Source organism: Massilia sp. DJPM01, from assembly GCF_030348125.1.
Classification (GTDB): domain Bacteria; phylum Pseudomonadota; class Gammaproteobacteria; order Burkholderiales; family Burkholderiaceae_D; genus Telluria_A; species Telluria_A frigida.
This window is the reverse complement of the sequence record NZ_JAQOZV010000004.1, coordinates 228,572-245,231: the sequence shown is the minus strand read 5'-3', so window position 1 is coordinate 245,231 and position 16,660 is coordinate 228,572. Positions and strand designations below refer to the sequence as shown.

The following is a 16,660-nucleotide window of genomic DNA, read 5'->3' as shown; positions in this document are numbered from 1 at the left end:
ACAAGCAAATTCCCATGCACCAATCAGCAGAGTCCGTCCGTGGGGGTAGGAGAACGCCGACGTAATTTCTTGACTGAAATTATGAAGACACGATTTTCGCGCGTTCCAGCATGGCGTGCAGCAACACATTGCAGCCCGCTTCCAGGTGGTCGGACTTGGCATCCTCGATTTCGTTGTGGCTGATGCCGTCCTTGCAGGGCACGAAAATCATCCCGGCGGGCGCCAGGCGGGCGGCGTAGATGGCGTCGTGGCCGGCCCCGGACACCACGTCCATGGTGGAGTATCCAAGCCTGGCGGTCGCTTCGCGCACCGCACCCACGCAGTCCGGATGGAACGGGCAAGGCGGATAATACGACACGCGCTCGATCGAAATGGCCAGCCCGGAGTCGCTGCGGGTCTTGTCGATAAAGGCCAGCATCTCTTCATGCATGGTATTGAGCAGTTCATCGTTCACGTTGCGCAGGTCGATGCTGAATTTGACCTCGCCGGGAATGACGTTGCGGCTGTTGGGGAACACCTGCACCATGCCGACCGTGCCACGGCCATACGGCGGATAGCGGTTCGCGATCTTCACCACCTCCTGCATGATGTAGGTGGAGACCTGCATCGCATCCTTGCGCAAGCCCATGGGCGTAGGGCCGGCGTGTGCCTCCATGCCGGTGACCACGCAGTCGTACCACGACAGGCCCATCACCGCCGGCACCACGCCGATTACCTTGTCGGCATCTTCCAGCACCGGGCCTTGTTCGATATGGGTTTCAAAGTAGGCACCGATGGGGTGCTGGCCCGGGACCTGCTCGCCCATGTAGCCGATGCGCGCCAGTTCATCCTTGACGCACTTGCCTTCGGTGTCCTTGGCGGCGTAGGCGGTCTCCAGGCTGAAGGCGCCGCAGAAGACGCCGGAGCCCATCATCACGGGCACGAAGCGCGAGCCTTCCTCGTTGGTCCAGAAGGCCACTTCGACCGGCGCTTCGGTAGCGATGCCCTGGTCATTGAGGGTACGCACGACTTCCAGGCCGGCCAGCACGCCATAGTTGCCATCGAACTTGCCGCCGGTCGGCTGGGTGTCGATATGGCTGCCGGTCATGATCGGCGGCAGCGACGGATTGCGGCCTTCGCGGCGCATGAAGACATTGCCGATCTGGTCGATCGTGATCGACATGCCGGCTTCCTTCGCCCAGCCGACGACAAGGTCGCGGCCTTGCTTGTCGAGGTCCGTGAGAGCGAGGCGTTTGACGCCGCCTTTTGGCGTGGCGCCGATTTTGGCCAGTTCCATCAGCGACGCCCACAGGCGCTCGCCGTTAATGCGCAGATCGTTCATTGATCACTCCAAAATTCCATCGTCGTTCCCGCGAAGGCGGGAACCCAGGTTTTCGTGCCAGCCACCGAGACAATCGGCGTTATTCAAGCATGCGTTTTGGTAAATGCAGGCCGATCCACATGCCGCCCGGCGCCCGCCACCGCACGCAGCTCGCCCCTGGCGAATACCACGTTCCCGGCATGCAGGGTATGCGAAGGAATGCCCTTCACGGTGCGCCCTTCGAACACGTTGAACCCACCTTTGGCAAACTGCGTCTTGGCCGAAATGGTGCGCGTGCCTTCCGGATCCCACACCACCAGGTCCGCATCCGCGCCCACCGCTACCACGCCCTTGCGCGGGTACATATTGAAAATCTGCGCCGCGTTCGCGGACGTCACGCGCACAAACTCCGATGGCGTCAGCATCCCGGAATTCACGCCCGCATCCCATACCACCGACATGCGGTCCTCGACGCCGCCGCAGCCGTTCGGAATCTTGGTGAAATCGTCCTGCCCCGCCGCCTTCTGCTCCGCGCAAAAGGTGCAGTGATCGGTCGCCGTCGTATGCAGGTTCCCGCCGCGCAGGCCCTGCCACAGTGCGGCCTGATGGTGCTTGCTGCGAAACGGTGGGCTCATCACGTGTCCGCGCGCGAATTCCAGATCCGCGCTCTGGTACACGCTGTCGTCGATCACCAGGTGTCCCGCCAGCGCCTCGCCGTACACGCGCTGGCCCTTGGCCCGCGCACGCGCAATCGCATCGAGCGACTCGGCGCACGACACGTGCACGATGTACACCGGCGTTCCCAGCACATTGGCGATCGCAATGGCGCGGTTGGCGGCCTCCGCTTCCACTTCGGGAGGACGCGAGAGCGGATGCGCGCTCGGGCCGGTGATGCCTTTTTTGAGCAAGTCCTGCTGCAGCTGGAAAACCAGTTCGCCATTCTCGGCGTGCACGGTCGGAATCGCGCCCAGTTCCAGCGCGCGCGTGAAGCTGCGCACCAGCGTTTCATCGCCCGCCATGATGGCGTTCTTGTATGCCATGAAGTGCTTGAAGCTGTTCACGCCGTGATCGCGCACCAGCGTGCCCATTTCCTCGTGCACCTTGTCGCTCCACCAGGTGACCGCCACGTGGAAGGTATAGTCGCCTGCGGACTTCGCGGCCCAGCCGCGCCACGTGTGGTACGCCTCCAGCAAGGATTGCTGCGGATTGGGGATGACGAAGTCCATGATGGTCGTGGTGCCGCCCGCCAGGCCGGCGGCGGTTCCGGTAAAGAAGTCGTCGGCCGTCACGGTGCCCATGAACGGCAGCTGCATGTGGGTGTGGGTGTCGATCCCGCCCGGCATGACGTACTGGCCGCTGGCATCGATCACCGTCGCATTGGCGGGCGCATCGAGCTGCTCGCCGATGGCAACGATCTTGTCGCCCTCGCAGAGTACATCGGCGCGAAACGCGCGGTCTGCATTGACGACCGTGCCGCCTCGGATAATCGTGGTCATAAATCTCTCCTGTAAGGCAAACAGATACTCAGGTACGGGCTGCGGTGCTGAGGGTGGGCAGCGCCTTCCCCTTCATCATCACGCCGTACACCAGTGCGGAAATGGCGATCCCGACGAACCACGCATATGTATACAGTGTCTTGAACAATGCGCCCACGTCCGGGAACGACGCCGGAAAGGCCGCATTCAGAAATCCCGGGATATTCGGCGCCACGCCGAGAACGAAGGCGACAATCGCGCCCATGTTCCAGCCGTTCCCGTACGAGTAGACGCCGTCGTCGCGGTACAGGTGGTCGACATTGAGCTCGGTCTTGCGGATGAAGTAGTAATCGATGATCAGGATGCCGGCGATGGGCCCGAGCAGCGCCGAGTAGCCGATCAGCCAGGTGAAGATATAGCCTTCGGTCGATTCGAGGATCTTCCAGGGCATCATCACCAGCGCGATGCCCGCCGTGATGTAGCCGCCGGCGCGGTAGGTGATGTGTTTCGGCGCCAGCGACGAAAAATCGTAGGCCGGGCCAACCAGGTTGGCGGCCAGGTTGACGCTGACGGTATCGACCAGCAGCACGATCAGCGCGATCAGCACGGCGATGCCGGTCATGCGGCTGGCCAGGTCGACCGGGTCCCAGATCGCCTTGCCGTACAAAACCACCGTGGCCGACGTCACGATCACGGCCAGCGCCGCCAGCAGCCCCATTGGCACGGGCAGGCCGACCGACTGGCCGATAATCTGGTCGCGCTGGGTTTTGGCGAAGCGCGTGAAGTCGGGGATGTTCAGCGCCAGCGTGGCCCAGAAACCCACCATGGCCGTGAGCGATGGCCAGAAAGTGCTCCAGAACTGGCCCGCTTTCTTGCCGCCTTCGACGAACTGGGATGGCTGTTCGAGCAGCGGGCCGAATCCGCCGGCCTTGTTGTAGACCCAGCCAAGCAGCACGAAGCAGATGAGGATCTTCAGCGGCGCGGTCCAGGTTTCGAGTTTGCGGATCGATTCCATGCCGTGCACGATGTAGTAGAACTGGATGGCCCAGAAGGCGAGAAAGCACAGGAGCTGCATGCCGTTGATGCCCAGGCCCGCGATTTTGGCGCCGCCGATTTCGGCCCCCATCATCACGCCGATCAACGTGTAGATCATGCTGCCGCCGAACCAGGTCTGGATGCCGTACCAGCCGCAGGCGACAATGGCCCGCATCAGGGCGGGAATGCGGGCGCCGGTGGTGCCGAACGAGGCGCGCGCCAGCACGGCGTAGGGAATGCCGTACTTGGTGCCCGCGTGGCCGATCAGCAGCATGGGCAGCAGCACGATGGCGTTGGCGATAAAGACCGTGAGCACCGCCTGGTAGCCGGACATGCCGCCTTCGATCAGGCTGGCCGACAGGGTGTAAGCCGGAATGCACATGACCATGCCGACCCACAGGGCGGCGAAGTGATACCAGCGCCAGGTGCGCTGCGCGTCGGAGGTGGGTGCGAGGTCTTCGTTCCAGAGCTGCGTGTTGGCGGACAGGTCGTTGCTCACAGTGGGGTTCTCCTATTGATGACACGGGACGCTAGCACCGTCGTTCCCGCGCAGGCGGGAACGACGGTTAGCTGATGACTTCGGCCCTTGGATTGCGCGGATCCTGGGTCCAGTTCATATACGGTTTCACGGCCGGCTGCGGCACCATCGTAATACACGCCTCCACCGGACAGGTAATCTCGCACAGATTACACCCAACGCACTCGGACTTGATCACTTCGTACGTGCGCACACCCGCCGCGTCGATCAGCTGCGCGATCGACTGGTGCGAGGTATCCTCGCACGCCACATAGCACTTGCCACACTTGATGCACTTGTCCTGATCGATCTGCGCGATCACCTGATAGTTCATGTCCAGGTATTTCCAGTCGGTCGTATTCGGCACCGCCTTGCCCGAAAACTCCGCGATGGTCTTGTACCCCTTCTCGTCCATCCAGCGCGACAGGCCGTCCTTCATTTCCTCCACGATCCGGAACCCGTGCAGCATCGCCGCCGTGCACACCTGCACCGAGCCTGCGCCCAGCGCGATGAATTCGGCCGCATCGCGCCAGTTCCCGATGCCGCCGATGCCCGAAATCGGCAAGCCGTGCGTCTCGGGATCGCGCGCGATCTCGGCCACCATGTTCAGCGCAATCGGCTTGACCGCCGCGCCGCAGTAGCCGCCGTGCGTACTGGCGTTGCCCACGATCGGCAGTGCCACCATGCGGTCCAGGTCCAGGTGCGTGATCGAATTGATCGTATTAATCAGCGATACCGCATCGGCCCCACCCGCCTTGGCCGCCCGCGCAGGTTTACGCACATCGGTGATATTCGGCGTGAGCTTGACGATCACCGGCAGCTTCGAGTGCTTCTTGCACCAGCGCGTCACCATCTCCACATACTCGGGCACCTGCCCCACCGCCGCACCCATGCCGCGCTCCGGCATGCCATGCGGGCAGCCGAAATTGAGCTCGATGCCATCCGCGCCGGTCGCTTCGACCTTGGGCAGGATCTCAGCCCACAGCGCCTCCTCGCACGGCAGCATCAGCGACACGATCATGGCGCGGTCCGGCCAGTCCTTCTTCACCTGCGTGATCTCGCGCAGGTTGATCTCCAGCGAGCGGTCGGTAATGAGTTCGATGTTATTGAAGCCGATCACCTCGCGGTTCTTGCCATACAAGGCGGAGTAGCGCGACGACACGTTCACCGCGGCCGGGTCTTCGCCGAGCGTCTTCCAGACCACCCCGCCCCAACCCGCCTCGAAGGCGCGCACCACGTTGTAAGCCTTGTCGGTCGGTGGCGCGGAGGCCAGCCAGAACGGATTGGGGGACTTGATGCCGCAAAATTCGATGCTCAGGTCAGCCATGGGAAGCCTCCACCTTGAATTGGATGTCATTGTGAATGGCCATCGCCGCCAGCTTGCCATGCTGGACCGCCTGAACCGTCAAATCCTGCCCGGGCGCGATGCAATCGCCGCCCGCATAAATGCCCGCCAGCGCCGTGCGGAACTGCGCATCGACGTGAATCTTGTCGCCTTCGCGCGTGATCTGCTGCGCCATCTCGTCCGACAAACCGACCGGATCGATGCTCTGGCCGATGGCCTTGAACACGGCTTCGGCGGAGATCTCGATGAAGGCGCCAGTGCCGACCAGGCGGCCATCGTCGAGGCGCGTCTCTTCAAAGCGCATTCCGCGCACGCGGCCCGCCTCGTCGAGCAGCACTTCCAGAGGCGCCGCCCAGGTGCGGATGCGCACCATATTGGCCTTGGCGATATCCTGTTCGTGGTGCGTGGCGGTCATCGACTCGAAGCCGCGGCGGTACACCAGCGTCACGTCTTGCGCACCAAGGCGCTTGAGCTGCACCGCCATGTCGATCGCCGTGTTGCCGGCGCCGATGACGATGGCGCGCGCGGGCACCGGCAGCGCCGCCAGGTCGCTCGCCTGGCGCAGGTCGGCGATGTAGTCGACCGCCGCCATCAGGCCGGGCGCGTTCTCACCCGTCAAACCAAGCTGGCGGCTGGCGTTCAGGCCCAGGCCCAGGAACACGGCATCGTACTGGGCGTGCAGTTCGTGCAGTTGCAGGTTCACTCCCAGGGTGCGGCCGTGCTGGACTTCGATGCCGCCGATACTGAGCAAGAACTCGACCTCGCGCTGGGCGAAGTCGCCGGTCAGCTTGTACTTGGCGATGCCGTATTCATTCAGGCCGCCGGATTTTTCGCGCGCCTCGAAGATGACGACATCGTTGCCCAGCATGGCGAGGCGGTGCGCACACGACAGCCCGGCCGGACCGGCGCCGACCACCGCGATCTTCTTTCCGGTGCGTTCGGCGCGCTGGAAGGGATAGGACTTGAAGGAGGCGTGATCGAGCGCGTGCCGCTGCAGCAAGCCGATTTTAACCGGCTGGCCTTCCTCGTCGTGATTGCGCACGCAGGCGTCTTCGCACAGGATCTCGGTGGGACACACGCGGGCGCAGCTGCCGCCCAGGATGTTCTGCTTGAGGATGCCCGCCGCCGCGCCGTTGATGTTCTTGTCGTGGATATTGCGGATAAAACTGGCCACGTCGATCTCGGACGGACAGATGCGGGTACACGGCGCGTCGTAACAGTACAGACAACGCGCGCTTTCGATGGCGGCCTGGCGCTCGGTCAGCGCCGGCGCGAGATCGGTGAACTGGTCGGCCAGTGCGCTGCTGGAGCCGGCCGCATGCGGCAGGTGCTTGAGAGATTCGATCATTTTACATCCCTGTTTTTATAATGTATTCACCCACTTGGCGGAAGCGTCGACGCTAATCTCATAGCCGTCGCCCCTCGCGATCCTTCCTACTTCATTTGTGGAAAAGCAAATTCCACGCCAGCGCTCGCCGTGTTCGGCCAGCGCTGCATCACCGCCTTGTGCCGCGTATAAAAGCGCACGCCTTCCGGCCCGTACGCATGATGGTCGCCGAACATGCTGCGCTTCCATCCACCGAAACTGTTGAACGCCATCGGCACCGGCAGCGGCACGTTCACCCCCACCATGCCGACCTGGATCTGGCGCACGAACTCACGCGCCGTGCCGCCGTCGCGCGTGTAGATCGCCACGCCGTTGCCGTACTCGTTGGCGTTGATCAGGTTGACCGCCGTGGCCACGTCCGGCGCGCGCAGCACGCACAGCACCGGCCCGAAAATCTCTTCCTTATATATCGACATATCGGGCGTGACGTGATCGAACAACGTGCCGCCCACGAAAAAGCCCTTCTCGCGTTCCGCCACCTTGCAGTTGCGCCCATCGACCACCAGCGTCGCGCCCTGCTCCACGCCCTCGCCGATCAAACGCTCGATGCGTTCCTTGGCCGCCGCACTGACCACCGGCCCCATTTCGGCGTCGGAGGCCATGCCGTCGCGGATCTTGAGCGCGGCGGTGCGCTTGCCCAATGCGCCAATCAGCTTGTCGCCGGCATCCCCCACCGCCACCACCACCGAAATGGCCATGCAGCGCTCGCCGGCCGATCCGAAGGCCGCGCCGATCAGGGCATCGGTCGCCATGTCCATGTCGGCGTCGGGCATGACCACCATGTGGTTCTTGGCCCCGCCCAGCGCCTGCACCCGCTTGCCGGCTGCGCTGCCGCGCGCGTAAATATATTCGGCGATCGGGGTCGAGCCGACGAAGCTGATCGCCTGCACATCGCGGTGATCGAGCAGCGCGTCGACCGTGACCTTGTCGCCCTGGACCACGTTGAACACACCGTCCGGCAGGCCCGCTTCCTGGAGCAGCCGCGCATGCAGCAGCGAGGCCGACGGATCGCGCTCGGACGGTTTGAGCACAAAGGTATTGCCGCAGGCGATCGCCACCGGGAACATCCACATCGGCACCATCACCGGGAAGTTAAACGGCGTGATGCCCGCCACCACGCCAAGCGCCTGGCGCATCGACCAGGCATCGATGCCGCGCGAAATCTGGTCGGTGAATTCGCCCTTGAGCAGTTGCGGAATACCGACCGCGAATTCCACCATCTCGATACCACGCGCCACTTCGCCCTGGGCATCCGAGAACGTCTTGCCATGTTCGCGCGTGAGCATGGCCGCGAATTCGTCGGTATGCGCCTGGCACAGTTGCAGGTACTTGAACAGTACCCGCGCGCGCGTCAGCGGCGGCGTGGCGGACCATGACGGAAACGCCGCGGCGGCCGCGGCGACGGCGGCATCCACATCGTCCGACGTACCCAGCGCCACCCGCGCGCACGGCTCGCCCATGGCGGGATTGAAGACATCGGCATAACGGCCGCTCGCCGTATCGACTTTGGCGCCGTTGATGAAGTGGGCGATTGTGTCCAACTTTGTATCGAGATTGCTCATTGGGTCAGTCCAGGTTTTTGAGGATGGTGGCGAGCTTGCCGAACAACTCGTCGATGTGCTTCTTCTCCAACACCAGCGGTGGCGACAGGGCGATGATGTCGCCCGTCGTGCGAATCAGCACGCCGTCGGCAAAGGCCTTTTTAAAGGCGCTGAACGCGCGCGCGCCCGGCTTGCCGTCGATTGGCGCGAGCTCGATGCCGGCCACCAGCCCGATCGTGCGGATATCGATCACGTGCGGCAGCCCTTTGAGCGAATGCACCGCGTCGGCCCAGTATTCCTGCACGGCCTTGGCGTTGTCGAGGATTTTCTGTTCCTCGAACACCTCCAGGGTGGCCAGCGCGGCGGCGCAGGCGAGCGGATGGCCCGAATAGGTATAGCCATGGAACAGCTCAATACCGGCCGGACCATCCATGAAGGCGTCGTGGATATGCTGTTTGGTGAACACGGCGCCCATCGGCACCATGCCGTTGGTGAGGCCCTTGGCGCAGGTGACCATGTCCGGCTCGACGCCGAAATAATCGTACGCGAACGGCGTGGTCAGGCGCCCGAAGCCGGTAATGACTTCATCGAAAATGAGCAGGATGCCGTGCTTGGTGCACAGTTCGCGCAGGCGCTTCAGATATCCTTTTGGCGGAATCAGCACGCCGGTGGACCCGGCCACCGGCTCGACGATGACGGCGGCGATGGTCGACGCGTCGTGCAGCGCGACGATGCGTTCCAGTTCGTCGGCCAGGTTGGCGCCGTGTTCGGGCTCGCCGCGCGAGTAGGCGTTCTTTTCCAGGTTGTGCGTGTGCGGCAGGTGATCCACACCCGGCAGCAGCGGCCCGAAGGTGCGGCGGTTGCCACCGATGCCGCCGACCGAAATGCCGCCGAAACCGACACCGTGATAACCGCGTTCGCGCCCAATCAGCCGCGTGCGCCCCGCTTCGCCGCGCGCACGGTGGTAGGCCAGCGCCATCTTGAGCGCCGTATCCACCGCTTCCGAACCGGAGTTGGTGTAAAAGACGTGGCCGAAGCGGCGCCCGGTGTAGTCCATCAGCTTTTCGGCGAGGTCGAACGCGGCCGGGTGGCCCATCTGGAAGGTGGGTGCGAAGTCGAGCTGGCCGACCATTTCGCGCACGGCGGCCACGATCTTCGGCTGCGCATGCCCGCACGGCACGCACCACAGGCCGGCGGTGCCATCGAGCACGCTGTTGCCGTCGACATCCTTGTAGTACATCCCCTCGGCCGACACCAGCAGGCGCGGGTTGGCCTTGAAGTCGCGGTTATTCGTAAATGGCATCCAAAACGATGACATCGATTCTGGTCTGGACTCGTTCATGCGACTCTCCAAGAATTTTTACAAGCAAAAAAATTATTTACCAGTTGGCAAAATGATGATGCAATAATAGTCAGCAGATCAACTATGGCACATATACACAAATCGCAAAACCCGCCAACCGTATCGGTGGCGCAAACAATACAGTTCGCGGCAATGCAACAAAGGAATGTGGATGGATGACAGCGACGTTTTGCATGAGGAAGTGCCTCCTGGCAATTGCGGAGATGGCTGGCCGGTGCTGGCGATCGAGCGCAGCAAGCGCGGCGGCCTGGTCGACCAGATCGTCGCCGCCATCACGCAGATGGTAAACCGGCGCGAACTGCGCGTGGGGACCAAGATGCCATCGGTTCGACGCTTCGCAAAGTGTAATGGCGTGAGCACCTTCACGGTGGTCGAGTCGTACGACCGCCTGCTCACGCTCGGCCTGTTAAGTTCACGCCGCGGTTCGGGCTTTTTCGTCGCCCGCAGCGAGGCGGCCAGCGCGCCGCAGCAACTGGCGCTGCAAGCGACGCCCGCCGCCATCGACGCCCTCACCCCCGACCTGTATTCCGGCGTGTCGGACGCGCTGCCGGTGGGCGCGGGCTGGCTGCCGCCCGAATGGTATGGCGACGACACGGTGCTCGACGCGGTGCGCCACGCGATGAAAATTCCGGCCAGCCGCCTGCGCGGCTACGGCCATCCGCTCGGCTTTCCCACGCTGCGCCAGCACATGGCCGCCACCCTCGCCGACGATCTGTTCGCGGCCAGCCCGGACCAGATTTTGCTCACTCACGGCGCCACCCACGCCTTCGACCTGATCCTGCGCACCCTGACCAAGCCGGGCGACACGGTGTTTGTCGAAGACCCGGGCTACAGCAATTTGCTGTCGCTGATCCGCCATCACGGCTGCATTGCGGTCGGCATTGCGCGCGGGCCGGACGGACTCGATATGGAGGTCTTGACGGCGCAGGCGGCGGCGCTCCAGCCCAAGCTCATGTTCGTCAACACCGTGCTGCAAAATCCGCTCGGCACCTCGCTCTCCCAGGCGCAGGCGCACCGGCTGCTACTGGCCGCCGAGCAGTTCGACTTCTGGCTGGTGGAAGACGACATTTACCGCGAACTGGCCGCCGGCGGCGACGCTTCGCTGGCCGCCATGGACGGCTTGCGGCGCGTGATCCGGGTCGGCAGTTTTTCCAAGACCCTCTCGCCGGTGCTGCGGGTCGGCTCGATCTGCGCCTCGAATTCGCTCATTCCCGAACTGCTGCGCGTGAAAATGCTGACCGGGCTGACCACCTCCGAAATCAACGAGCGCGCCGTGTACCACGCCATCTCGGCGCGGCCCTACAAGCGCATGCTGGAACGCCTGACCGGCCAACTCCAGTCGGGCCGCGAGCGCACCATCGAGCGCCTGTTCGAGGCGGGCATGGAGCCGCTGGCGCGGCCGCGTGGCGGCATGTTCGTCAGCGCCGGCTGGCCGCAAGCGCCCACGCCGGAATTCAACGGCAAGGTGATTGCCGACCGCGCGCTGCGCGCCGGCATCCTGCTTTCGCCATACGAATTTTTCATGCTGCGCCCGTCCCCCAGCATCTGGTTCCGCTTCAACGTGGCGTATGCCGCCGATGCGCCCCAACTGGTCCAGTTCCTGCAATCGCAACGCTGAAAGTCACCATGGCCGCCATCAAGACCGTCACCGCACCGCACAGCGCCGCCGTCAAGCGCCGCATCCTCAACCGCGACAAGCTCGAAGCCGACATCACCGACGTTGCCGTGCGCGTGTTCGCCGAATGCGGCTACGAAGGCAGCTCGATCGCCACCATCGCCGAGCAGGCCGGCCTGTCGAAGCAGAACCTGATGTACTATTTTCCGACCAAGCAGGCGCTGTACGAACGCGTGCTCGATGGCGTGCTCGATGACTGGCTGGCGCGCATGGCCACCCTGGCCGACCCGGACCAGGAACCGCGCGACGTGCTGCGCGCCTACATCCAGGCCAAGCTGCGCTTTTCGCGCGAACAGCCGTGGGCCTCGCGCGTGTATGCGATGGAAGTGATCGGCGGCGCGCAGTTGTACGGGCAGCAGATCCAGAGCCGGGTGGTGCCGCTGCTGCGCAAGGATATCGAGGTGTTCGAGCGCTGGATCGGCGATGGCCGCATCGGCCCGATCAACGCCACCCACCTGCTGTTCGCCATCTGGGCGATGACCCAGTCGTATGCCGATTTTTCGGCGCAGATGGCACTGGTGCTGAACCGCAAACAGCTCTCGCGCAAGGACTTCGACGACGCCGAGGCCATGATCACCCATATGGTGCTGTCGGCGGTGTCCATTGCGGACCCGCGTCCCAGCGCTCACGTATGATTGCTGCCTCGGACAAACCTCCTGAAAGCGTAACGACACCACCATGGATTCCTATATCGAAGTAAGCGGCCAGTCCTCGCTGGCCGAACAAGTGACCACGTACCGCGCCGAGCTGTCGCTGTCGGTGCGCGCGGCGCAGGCCGACACCGCCATCAGCGAAGCCGGCGCGCTGCGCGACGATTGCATTCGCGTCCTCAAAAGCTCGGGCATCGCGCCGGAGGAAATGAGCGAGGGCGGCAACGCCATCTGGCAGCCCTGGTTCTGGAAGAAGAACAAACCGGGGCAGGAACGGGCATTCAAGATTTTGATTACGTGTTCGGAAGCGAAGCGCCTGTACACCGCGCTCGACGCGCTGCAACCGATTTTCGAGCACCAGCGCTACACCCTGAACGTGTCCATGCTCACGCCGCAGTTTGAAGCGTCCGACGAAGAGCGCGCGCAAGCCCACGCGGCGGCGCTTGCCGATGCGCGCGGCAAGGCGCAGCTGATCGCATCGGAATCCGGGGTACGGCTGTCGTTCATTTCGCAGGTCGAGGAGTTAGGGACGGCGGTCGGGCGTTCCGGCGCCTACGGCGATGAAAACTGGGGTGGCATGTACGCGGCAAGTGCGGCCTCGATGGGCGATAACGAGCCGGCGTACATCGAACTCGAAGGCGCTAAACGAATCAGCAAGATACGCTATCGCGTGCGCTTCGGCATTGTTGCTGCCGAGACTGGCAAGCCCGCCATCTGAGGCGATCCCGTCAATCGCGCCGCCTTTGCGATGCCACAGGGCGGTGCGGTAGCGCAGGTCTACCGTTACAAATGCAGACGACCAACCAGTCCCCTGGTTCCGACCGACGACCGCATTTGTGGAGGGCATCATGCCCGGACCGTATATACACATCAGCGCCATGCGCGCGACCGCCCGTGCGCTCGGGCGCGGCAATTTCCGACCTGCCGCCAGCGCGCGCATCAACCCCGAATGGACCGGCGCCGACACCGCCGAACTGGCGCGCATCATGCAGCGCCATCCCAACTTCGCCAGCCTGGGCGCGATCGGCCCGGATCTGTTTTTCTTCCTGCCGGATTTTCGCGACCAGGGGCCGTTCCCGCTATCGAGCGCCCTGATCGGGGTGCTGCGCGTGCTCGAAGGACTGTACGACGCGCTCGACCCCTACATCGAAAAATACGAACGCTATCTCGGGCCGATTTCGGAAAACGCCGCCGAGGAACTCAGTCGCCTGACCGGCGGCCTGTCGGAGAGCGTCGGCAATATCGCCGGCGAACTGTCCGCCATCCTGATCACGGCGCTGGAAAATTTCGTCGTCACGCGCCTCGATCTGTTCGAATTCTTTTCGCTGGGCCTGAACAAGGGCTTCGACGAACAGGCCTTCCTTTGGTCCGACATGCTGCACTACCGCCGCACCGGCCAGTTCGCGCGCGAACTGTGGAACCAGGCGGCCAAATTCGCGTCGCAGGACCAGCAGGACAAGGCGCGCGCCTACGCGCTCGGCTACATGACGCACGTCGGCACCGACGTCACCGGCCATGCGCTGGTCAACGCCATTTCGGGCGGCCCGTTCCGCCTGCACTGGCAGCGCCACCACCTGGTGGAAAACCACATGGACGCCTTCCGCTACCTGCGCGACGGCGCCGGGCCGGCGCGCGGCGGACAGTACCCGCAGCTGACCGAATCGGCCCTGTACTTCGACATCGCCTTCCGCGAAAACGATGGCGCCGGCGTGACCCGCCCCGCCTACCCGGGTGGCAATACGCTGCGCGAAAACTGGACCCGGCGCCGCCTGCTCGATGTCGATTCGGAACTGGCCGACCCGATCGCCAGGCTGCTATACGAGACCATCACCGCGATCTATTACAAGGACGGCGCGCATCCGCGCATCCTGCGCGAGGATGACGGCAAACCGGGCGAGGACTTGATCGCCTCCTGTTACCGCCTGCTGTTCGCCTTCCTCAAGATGACCACCGTCGACGGCTTCGCGCACGAACCGCCGCCACCGCCCGAGGTGTTCCCCAACCTGCAGTTCCCCACCTTTAACGATCCGCAGGCCAGCGCGCCCGGCGCTGGCGGCGACGACAGCAACTGGTGGGACGACCTGCTCGACTTCATCCTCTCGATCATCAAGGTGCTGCTGTATATCGTGCAGGTGGCGGTATACCTGGCGACCCTGCCGTGGGCGATCCTGGCCGATATCGTCACCTATCCGCTGCGCCTGGGCCTCTACTACGCGCTCGAACTGCCGCTGTTCCACCTGCTCAAATCGTTCCGCGCCGTGCTGGTCATGTCCGGCTACCTGCTGCCGATGGACGATGAAATCACGGTCGGGCTGATCACGGTCGGCTTGCCCGATGCGCAAGCGTTCGCCGGGGTGCTGAACGATGTCGGCAACGTGCTGCCGGGCTTCGACACGCCGGTGCTCGACCTGACGCCGTTCCGCGACCGGCTCTACCCGCGCCGCCATCCGGAGGACGAATTCAAGCATCCCTGGCAGTATCCGTCGGACCAGGGCGTCGAGCTGGCGCCCACCTTCGCCGGGCCGCATCCGCGCCGCGCCAACCCGGATGTGCTGTTCCAGAACGTGGGCGCGGACCCGCAGATCCGCGATGACCTCGAAAACGCGGCCACGCCGCAAGCGGCCGATGCGGTCGGCCCGGACCTGCGCGCGAATCGCCACCTGGGCGACGCGGTCGGCTTTTCGAGTTATCTGATCTGGCTCAATTCGCGCCAGAATCCGCAGCCGGGCGGTGGCCCCAGCGTGCCGCTGGTCGACTGGAACCTGGACGCGGACCGCGGCTACGGCTACCACACCTGGGACTTCGCGCGCAGCCTCGGCGCCGGCGGGGTCAAAGATCCCGAAGGCTTCGAGTTCCAGCCGCCGTGCACCTGGCCATCGCAGGCCGAACCGGCGACGCTGCACAACCCGTCGGTGCCCTTGAATATCTACTTTCTCGACGCCGGCGTAAGCAACCCCGGCTGCGGCGTGGATGTGGGCAGCGGCATCCTGGCGGCACTGGCGCGCGGCGCCGCGCGCGCCGCCGGCGGCAAAGACAGTGACGACGACAGGGGGGCATCATGAAACCATCCGACCAAGAGCGCGCCTGCACCTGCACCTGCCACGCGCAGGGCGCACCGCAAGCGCCCTGCCGGCAGTGCCGCTGCGGCCACGATCCGTGCCAGCCGCCGCACGGGCCGGTGTGTCCGCAGCCGCCGCGCTGCCCGTTCCCCGGCACGGTCGAACTGCCGCAAACCGATCCGCCGCCCCCGGTCAAGACGGCGCCGCAGCGGCCCGAAAGCGTCAACCGCCCGCCGCCAGGCAGTCCGGCCGAAATCCCGTGGTTCCACGGCCAGGTGCAGGGCATCCTCCAGAACGGTCCGACCTTCGGTCCGCGCAAGGATGAATTCCTGCCGTTCCTCCTGATCCGCGCCAACGGCGGCGACAACGGCGCGCGCCCGCTGAACGGCGTGTTCTGGGAGTCGCCCGATATCTACGTGGTGCCCGACCAGGACGCGGCCAGCGCGCCGGTGCAGCCGGCCACGGTGGGCGGCATCGCGCGCGCCAACGCGCCCAACACCTTGTATGCGCACGTCTGGAACCTGGGCAAAGCGCCGGCACTGCGGGTGCGCGTGGAATTCTACTGGTTCGACCCCACGCTGGGCATCTCGCGCGCCGACGCCAACTTCATCGGCGCCACCTGGGTCGACCTTGGCAACCGCTTCAACAACCACACCGAATGGCGGGTCGTGAATGGCCCGGACGGCCGCTACCTGAGCCACGGCTGCCACGCCATCGTCAAATGTCCGCAAAGCTGGGTGCCGGCCTTCGTCAACGGCGGTCATGAATGCCTGGTGGTGCGGGTGCACGAACCGATACTCGACGCCGTCGCGCCCGACCAGTTCTCGGCCACGGCGGACCGCCATATCGGGCAGCGCAATATCGCCGTCATTCCATCATCCTCGCCGGCGGCGGTCGACCTGGCGCTGAACCTGGGCTACCTGGCCAACCCCGGGCCGGCGCGGATCGAAGCGACCCTCGACGCACCGGACACCATGGACTGGCTCAAGCTGTACACCGGCCTGGCCGATCCCGGCCTGGCCACCCCTGCCAGTCCGGTGGCCTACGGTCTGCTGCCGGCCACGGTGGGCCAGGCGCGCAGGCAACGCTTGAGCGATATCCCGTTCGATGCGCGCAGCAAGCTGCTGCTGCCGGCCGAGGATGTGCTGCGCGGATGCGAGCGCCAAGCCATCCCCTTCCATGCCAGCATTGCCGACATCAAGCGCGGCGAAGCCCAGGTCCTGCGCGTGCGGCAAAAGATCGGTGGCGAGGTAGTCGGAGGGTATACGGTGGTGCTGATCGGGCGATGAGCGCGCGCCCCGCAGCGCCGGATG

12 protein-coding genes are annotated in these 16,660 nt (G+C 64.5%); 5 read left to right on the top strand and 7 right to left on the bottom strand.

Annotated elements, in window-relative coordinates; translation table 11 throughout:
- Nucleotides 1–79: 79 nt before the first annotated feature.
- From PO883_RS04965 to PO883_RS04935, 7 genes are all read right to left on the bottom strand, one after another.
- A complete protein-coding gene (locus tag PO883_RS04965; protein ID WP_289308742.1) occupies nt 80–1,321 on the bottom strand; it encodes a Zn-dependent hydrolase in 1,242 nt (413 codons plus the stop codon).
- A gap of 83 nt (nt 1,322–1,404) precedes the next feature.
- The gene (gene hydA, locus PO883_RS04960; RefSeq protein WP_289308741.1) at nt 1,405–2,796 is read right to left on the bottom strand and encodes a dihydropyrimidinase; all 1,392 of its coding nucleotides are present in this window, start codon (nt 2,794–2,796) and stop codon (nt 1,405–1,407) included.
- 28 nt (nt 2,797–2,824) lie between these two features.
- Nucleotides 2,825–4,309: an NCS1 family nucleobase:cation symporter-1 gene (locus PO883_RS04955; protein WP_289308740.1), complete on the bottom strand. Its 1,485-nt coding sequence runs from the start codon at nt 4,307–4,309 to the stop codon at nt 2,825–2,827.
- Nucleotides 4,310–4,376: 67 nt separating this feature from the next.
- On the bottom strand, nt 4,377–5,654 hold the full coding sequence (gene preA / locus PO883_RS04950; protein WP_289308739.1) for an NAD-dependent dihydropyrimidine dehydrogenase subunit PreA: 1,278 nt from the start codon (nt 5,652–5,654) through the stop codon (nt 4,377–4,379).
- Nucleotides 5,647–7,020, bottom strand: coding sequence for an NAD(P)-dependent oxidoreductase (locus PO883_RS04945; RefSeq protein WP_289308738.1), 1,374 nt, complete (start codon nt 7,018–7,020; stop codon nt 5,647–5,649). The genes preA and PO883_RS04945 overlap by 8 nt, the downstream gene beginning before the upstream one ends.
- A gap of 86 nt (nt 7,021–7,106) precedes the next feature.
- Nucleotides 7,107–8,621, bottom strand: coding sequence for a CoA-acylating methylmalonate-semialdehyde dehydrogenase (locus PO883_RS04940; protein WP_289308737.1), 1,515 nt, complete (start codon nt 8,619–8,621; stop codon nt 7,107–7,109).
- 4 nt (nt 8,622–8,625) lie between these two features.
- On the bottom strand, nt 8,626–9,942 hold the full coding sequence (locus PO883_RS04935; protein WP_289308736.1) for an aspartate aminotransferase family protein: 1,317 nt from the start codon (nt 9,940–9,942) through the stop codon (nt 8,626–8,628).
- A 172-nt stretch (nt 9,943–10,114) separates the two neighbouring features.
- On the opposite strand from PO883_RS04935, the gene PO883_RS04930 reads away from it, so the two are divergent.
- The 5 genes from PO883_RS04930 (at nt 10,115) to PO883_RS04910 (ending at nt 16,636) form a co-directional block, all read left to right on the top strand.
- Nucleotides 10,115–11,581, top strand: coding sequence for a PLP-dependent aminotransferase family protein (locus tag PO883_RS04930; RefSeq protein WP_289308735.1), 1,467 nt, complete (start codon nt 10,115–10,117; stop codon nt 11,579–11,581).
- An 8-nt stretch (nt 11,582–11,589) separates the two neighbouring features.
- Complete coding sequence (locus PO883_RS04925; RefSeq protein WP_289308734.1) at nt 11,590–12,273, top strand: TetR/AcrR family transcriptional regulator; 684 nt, start codon at nt 11,590–11,592, stop codon at nt 12,271–12,273.
- A gap of 43 nt (nt 12,274–12,316) precedes the next feature.
- Nucleotides 12,317–13,006 (top strand): SIMPL domain-containing protein, encoded by a 690-nt coding sequence (locus PO883_RS04920; RefSeq protein WP_289308733.1) that lies wholly within the window; start codon nt 12,317–12,319, stop codon nt 13,004–13,006.
- A gap of 130 nt (nt 13,007–13,136) precedes the next feature.
- Entirely contained in the window at nt 13,137–15,350 is a 2,214-nt protein-coding gene (locus PO883_RS04915) for a zinc dependent phospholipase C family protein (protein WP_289308732.1), read from the top strand.
- The gene (locus tag PO883_RS04910) at nt 15,347–16,636 is read left to right on the top strand and encodes a hypothetical protein (protein ID WP_289308731.1); all 1,290 of its coding nucleotides are present in this window, start codon (nt 15,347–15,349) and stop codon (nt 16,634–16,636) included. The genes PO883_RS04915 and PO883_RS04910 overlap by 4 nt, the downstream gene beginning before the upstream one ends.
- The last annotated feature ends 24 nt before the right edge of the window (nt 16,637–16,660 follow it).